General features: G+C 62.1%; 4 protein-coding genes and 1 pseudogene. 3 read left to right on the forward strand and 2 right to left on the reverse strand.

What is annotated here, in order from left to right; genetic code table 11:
• From SPHINGO391_RS02115 to SPHINGO391_RS02125, 3 genes are all read left to right on the forward strand, one after another.
• Positions 1 to 699 (forward strand): TniB family NTP-binding protein (locus SPHINGO391_RS02115; protein ID WP_152007295.1); only part of this gene is annotated, 699 nt, incomplete at its 5' end.
• The gene (locus SPHINGO391_RS02120; RefSeq protein ID WP_007803196.1) at positions 696 to 1487 is read left to right on the forward strand and encodes a TniQ family protein; all 792 of its coding nucleotides are present in this window, start codon (positions 696 to 698) and stop codon (positions 1485 to 1487) included. The genes SPHINGO391_RS02115 and SPHINGO391_RS02120, both read left to right, overlap by 4 nt.
• Positions 1483 to 2046 carry an IS110 family transposase gene (locus tag SPHINGO391_RS02125; RefSeq protein ID WP_268237056.1) on the forward strand — a complete coding sequence of 188 codons (564 nt, stop codon included), beginning with the start codon at positions 1483 to 1485 and terminating at the stop codon, positions 2044 to 2046. Before SPHINGO391_RS02120 ends, SPHINGO391_RS02125 begins: the two co-directional genes overlap by 5 nt.
• 346 nt (positions 2047 to 2392) lie before the next feature.
• On the opposite strand, the gene SPHINGO391_RS02130 is transcribed toward SPHINGO391_RS02125, so the two are convergent.
• Both SPHINGO391_RS02130 and SPHINGO391_RS02135 read right to left on the reverse strand, forming a co-directional pair.
• Positions 2393 to 3832 (reverse strand): hypothetical protein, encoded by a 1440-nt coding sequence (locus tag SPHINGO391_RS02130; protein WP_024099412.1) that lies wholly within the window; start codon positions 3830 to 3832, stop codon positions 2393 to 2395.
• 149 nt (positions 3833 to 3981) lie between these two features.
• Positions 3982 to 4550: pseudogene (locus tag SPHINGO391_RS02135) on the reverse strand (IS5 family transposase); the annotation flags it as partial.
• Positions 4551 to 4694 lie beyond the last annotated feature (144 nt).

Here is a 4694-nt window from a genome sequence, read left to right on the forward strand (position 1 = left end):
GCCCGCAATCTTTCGCGCAGATATGCACCGGAATATGACCCAGCATCGGGAATTACGCGAACGCCGCTGTTACTGTTACAAGCACCACCAGCTCCCGACGAACGACGGTTCTATCTGCACATCCTGGCGACCGTCGGGGCACCGGCCACGGCACTGAGCGCGCGCGCTCAAAATGTGGCCTCCCTCGAAGTCCGTGTCGTCGCGCTCTTGCGCGACCTTGGCCTGCGGATGATCATGATCGACGAAGTCCACAACCTCTTGGCCGGGACCCACCGCGAACAGCGCCGCTTTCTCAATGTTCTGCGGTATCTCAGCAATGAACTCGAAGTGTCGCTGGTCTGCCTGGGGGTCAGCGAGGCCGTCGATGCCATCCGTGGTGATATCCAGCTTGCCAGGCGGCTGGACGAACATCACCTTCCAAACTGGCGCGACGACGCCGAGTTCTCGGACATGATCCAGACACTCATCGCGGCAATGCCCCTCGAGAAGAAATCCAATCTGAAGGTCAAGTCACTAAAGCAGATACTTGCGCTGACCGGCGGGGTGACCTCGCGCATCTTCGCCCTGATCAAGGATCTTTCCATCGACGCCATTGTCACAGGTGATGAATGCATCACCGATGACGCAATCGCAAAATGGACGCCGGTTTGGTCGCGCCATGCGAACCCCCATCGGCGGCTCGAGAAGTCCGGGGTGTGAAGCCGCACCCGCTGCCCAAGACTGTCGCGCCGCTGCCCGACGAGTTGTTGTCAGGTTGGTTGTCTAGGCTGGCGGCGGCCAACTACTGTGATGATGCGGAACTACTGGCTCATCTCAGAATCGATACCGCGCATGGCACCGCCTTGAACTTCAACGTCGACGCGGCTGCGGCGGCGAAGATTGCCAACGCCGCACGGATTGACCCAGATGTTGTGCGATCTTTGACCTTCCCAGCAATGACGACACGAGAAGCCTCGCTGACGGCCCAGATACCATTCCAGCATTGCCTGCAATGTTCCAGAGAGGGCCTTTCGCTCAAGCATTGGAGGCGAGCCTGGGCATTCGACTGCCAGGTTTGTGGGACGAGACTTGTGCCGACGCTCGGCAAGGCCAGTGGCGAACAGATGCCCGAAAAGCTGATAAATCGTGCGCGCAACGGCGCCGCGCGGCTTGAATACGCCGCGCGATTACGCAGCTCCAAGCAATTTCGGCGCGCAATGCGCGCGGTCACCTTTGCCATATCATTAAAGGCCTTCCGCGGAGATCCGTTATACGCTCTTCAGGGCCACAGGCTGGAAGTAAGGCTGTTTTGCCTTGCTGCAATTGATGCAGCCCAATCCCGTCCACTGGTCAAAGCGGCCATCTCAAGCTCCGGCATCGACGACTATGCAAGGGTTGCTCTATTGCGCGCCTTCGATAAGGAGCCACGTCTGCTTGCCGCGGTCGATTACATCGCCCGGCAGCGCGCGAAAAGCATAGGCGCGATGGCAGTGGAATCTCATAATTAAGGGCAAAAAATATCCCCGAACGCGTCGTGTCTCAGATTTAAGGGCAACGCGACAGTTGCCTGACCATGCTGCGGCTGCCATCCATGCGTTGATCTGCCAAGCGGAGGCGATTGCCGATCAGGCTGAGGCCCTGGAGAAACGGATCCTCGAGTGGCACCGGACGCACGAGACGAGCCGGCGACTGGCGACCATTCCCGGTATCGGACCGATCACCGCCAGCGCAATTGCTGCAAATGTTCCGGATCCGAGCCTGTTCCGCTCGGCACGACAGTTCGCGGCCTGGCTAGGCCTGACGCCACGGGCGAACTCAAGCAGTGGCAAGGATCGACAGACCGGGATCAGCAAGCAGGGTGATGGATATATCCGGCGACTGCTCGTTTCCGGCGCGACTGCGGTGCTTCGCTTTGCAAGGCAGGGCGATGCCGGCAAGGCTTGGATGCTTGGGCTTAAAGCACGCAAGCGACCGAAAGTCGTTGCGGTCGCGCTCGCCAACAAGACTGCCCGGATCGCTTGGGCGCTCCTGCGCCGCAACGAGATCTACGCGGCCCCTGTCTCCTGAGCGCGGAACCGCTGACGGAATGCGTGAAGCTGAGAAGAGATGACAAACCGGTCGAACCGGGGATCGGGACACCCCAGGGGGTCAAGGCGCAGAAAGCGCGCAATTTTGATTGGGACCCGATCCGCGGACTTCATCTGGGCCAGCGGCTAGACCGCACCACAAAGGCCGTAGACATGACTGCTTTCGGCATAGGCGCGTCAATTCCCAGCTTGCGCAGCAGGGGTCGTCCAGACATGGGAACACTTGCCCTCGCCAGAGATGCCCACTGCGCGTTGGCGACGGTCCACCAATGACTTGCGCCACCGGACCTGTGGGGGAACCGGCGCAGCGCCAGTTCCCCATCGGCTCATTCTGCCGGAACCCAGGGCCGGTTATAGGCTGCCACGCGCCAATCACCGTGTTCGATGAACCGGGGGGCGCTCCCGGTTTCCAGCGCCTCGGCTGCGGCGTTCAGCGCCTCGGGCGATGTCTCGGGCCAGGCGCCCGTTTCGATCCGTTCGACCAGGGTCTCGACGATGGCCGTGCTTTCGGCAGCCGTGAACTCGCAATGGCCCGTGCCCTGGACCAGCGACTGCCGATACAGATCGCCGGTACCCTGCTCCTGCACCAGCGCGCCGTAGCCTTCCATCAGCGTGTAGGGAATGGCCCAGTCGCCCAGCATGTGGATGCGGATCGCCGGAACCTGCAGATCGCCGGTCGTCGTGCGCCCGTCTGCGGCCCAGAAATCGCGCGCATAATCCGAGGCCGCGATGCGGGGGGCGGCGTCGATCCTGGCAATGTCGGCCTGAAGGTCCAAACCGGCCTGTTCGTAGAGCGCCTCAACCGTCCGCGCCATCGCGGGTGCGGCATTCTGGTAGAAGGCGGCATAGTCGACCCCCTCGTTCCCGGAAAGTTGCTGCCCCGATGCGGCGTTTTCGAACAGAAGCCGCGAGGACCCGCCAACATTACCGCCGATGCGCAGCGCCGAGGCCACGATCATGTCGGCCATGGCGCCGGCATCCGCGGTGTCGGGTAGTTCGGTCCCCTCGACCATCCACGGCGACCACTGTCCGATGGCGAAGGCAAGCGCCAGCCGCGCGCGGCCCTCCGGGCTTTCGCCCGCCGTTTCGATGGCGGCCATCCAGGACGCACGGATCGCGTCAAGGCTGCGCTCGCCACCCGCTCCGGCATTGGGCAGGCCGACGATGGCGAGATCGCTGGCCGGACCGTGCCCAGCGGCCTCATAGCTTTCGCCCAGCAGGGTCTGCATGGCGAACCAGCCATCCAGGAAACTGCTCATGATCCAGACCGGCGTATGGGCGGCAAGCACGGCGGCACCGTCGATCCTGTCCGGGTAATCCTCGGCCGAAGCGAGGCTGTCGAGCCCTCCGCCAGAACAGCCGTATTGCAGCACCATGTCAGGAGCGCGCTCCAGGTCCGTGAAAATGTCCTGAACAGCTTGTAGATTCAGGATTTCACGCTGCGGATCGTATTGCCACAGGCGCAGCGGGTGCCGGGCGAGCCCGGCGAAGGCATAGCCACGACCGAGCAGGTCGTCATACCGCTGGACCGCTGACGCGACCGAAACGTTGCTGGCGAAATCCAGATCCCTGAGTAGTCGACCATTCCAGTTCTCGGGCACGCGGATCAGCCATGCCGTCCCGTCCGGCAGGGTTCCCGCATGTTCGTTGAAGGCGGGCTGCTCCTGCGCCGACGCGAGCGGGGCGAAGCCCGCGGTCAGAGCGAGGCAAAGCACCACCATTCCGGTCCGCGAACGCGGGCCGGCCAAATTGGCTGTCCGTGACATGAATTTCCTCCAGTTTGATGCAGCGATGAAATCCGGCTCCTCTTCCGGGGAACCATCGCCGGGAAAAACATAGATAGCTAATTATTAGTGTCAAGGGCTCTGATGCACAAATCGGCTTAAGGCCGAGGTTCCCCTTTCCCCGGACGGACTTATCCCACAGCTTCCGTGACGGGTATTCCGAGCGCGGTGTAGCCGTTCAGGACGGCGATGCGGACCTGGAGTTCGGCGACCTGTCGATCGAAGTCCCGTGCCATGAGCCGCTGGCCCAGCAACTTGATACAATGCATCTTTGTCTCGACGCGGCTTCGGCGGTGGTATCCACTCCATCGTCGCCAGAGCGCGCGGCCCAGGTATTTCGCCGCGCGCAGGGCCTCATTTCGCGCCACGGCTCCGGCGGTGATCGTCTTCCAGGGCTTCGCGTTCTTGCGGGGCGGGATGACGGCATGGGCACCGCGATCTGCAATCGCATCGTGGCATTTGCGCGTGTCGTAGGCGCCATCAGCCGTAACGCTACCGATTTCCTGGTCCTGCGGGATTTGGTCGAGAAGGTGGGTAGGATGGGCGCATCACCGATGTGGCTCCCGGTGACTTCGACGGCCCGGATCTCCAACGTTTCTTCATCGATCCCAAGGTGGAGCTTGCGCCAGACGCGCCGTTTCGGGCCGCCATGCTTGCGTGCGTGCCACTCGCCTTCACCTTCGACCTTGATCCCGGTTGTCGCGTAGCCCTTAATTGGGTTCTTCCTCAAAGTCTGTGGTTAACGGAGTGTTAGCGTCACAGTTGCTATCTGCGGTGATGCAAACGAAATCGAAATGGTCGCCCGGCCCGGGGGTCAGAGTTCTGGGTGTCACCCTTAAGGATG

The sequence above is a fragment of the Hoeflea sp. EC-HK425 genome (genome assembly GCF_902498795.1).
GTDB lineage: Bacteria > Pseudomonadota > Alphaproteobacteria > Rhizobiales > Rhizobiaceae > Hoeflea > Hoeflea alexandrii.